The sequence below is a fragment of the Dorea sp. D27 genome, assembly GCF_001185345.1.
In the GTDB taxonomy this organism is placed as follows: Bacteria; Bacillota; Clostridia; order Lachnospirales; family Lachnospiraceae; genus Extibacter.
Genome location: NZ_KQ236753.1, coordinates 1 through 1,017, shown reverse-complemented (window position 1 = coordinate 1,017; position 1,017 = coordinate 1). Strand labels below are relative to the sequence as shown.

Genomic DNA, 1,017 nt, shown 5'->3' with positions numbered 1-1,017 from the left:
GTAGACTTTATTGTACGCTTCATATATAATAAAATTATCGGTAAAAAAGAGAATTTTGTTGAGAAACAGAAGAATTGCGAATACATATACAATAAAATGAATGAAAGCTTTTTGTTCAATAAAGTCTACTTTTATAAACAGTATTCTTTCACATATAAAGGAGGGACAGGTGTGGAAAAGAGAAGTTTTCTTGAATATCTGGCACAAGAAGCCGGATGTGACTGTCTGTCGGATTTGCGGCTCAGACAGGAGCAATGGGCACCCCGAATCATTGAAATACTGGAAAACATCAATATAGATGAATATGTATTCAGTGATTGGAAAGAAGTCACTTCTTATCTTACTGACACAGAATTAAGCGTATTAGATGGAATAAAGACAAAGAAAGAAGCAAAAGAATATATTATTAACTGGATGAATTCAAAAAAGCATTGACAATGCAGGTTTCCTTTAGTATAATAATCCGTGCTGGAGAAATACTCAAGAGGCTGAAGAGGCGCCCCTGCTAAGGGTGTAGGTCGGGTAACCGGCGCGAGGGTTCAAATCCCTCTTTCTCCGTTAGTCATGAATGGCTGTCTGGGACTAAAGTTTCAGACAGTTTTTTATGGCCACTGTGCAGACAGTAACTTAACTATTATATATAGTAGGAACTGCTTTACACCGTACAAGGTATAGTATCTGTTAAGAGCTTGTTCAAAAAAAGTAAAAAAAAGATAAAAAAGCACTTGACATATATAGCCAAAAAGTGATACTATATCTGAGCTGACCCAAACGGGGATGCAAAAGAACCTTGATAATTAAACAATAGACAACGACCCTGAAAATTTCTTGTAAAGAGAAAAATTCAGAACGGACATCGAAAGAGATGTCAACCTAAAAACAGTAATAACGGGATAGGATTAGCGAGCAGTTAATCCTGACCGCGATTGAACGAAGGAAGCTTCCGCGATGCTAGGCTCGGTGAATACCTCGCCAAGCCATCGGGAAGCGTCTCGACGCTAAGGCCTGTGAGAGACC

The 1,017-nt window shown here is 38.4% G+C and carries 1 protein-coding gene and 1 tRNA gene; both read left to right on the top strand.

All coding sequences use genetic code 11. The annotated features are described in order from the left end of the window. Positions 1-435: hypothetical protein (locus HMPREF0980_RS19275; RefSeq protein WP_207643615.1), on the top strand; the 435-nt coding region annotated here is incomplete at its 5' end. Between the two features lie 35 nt (positions 436-470). After that, positions 471-558: transfer RNA gene (locus HMPREF0980_RS18370), tRNA-Ser, on the top strand. The last annotated feature ends 459 nt before the right edge of the window (positions 559-1,017 follow it).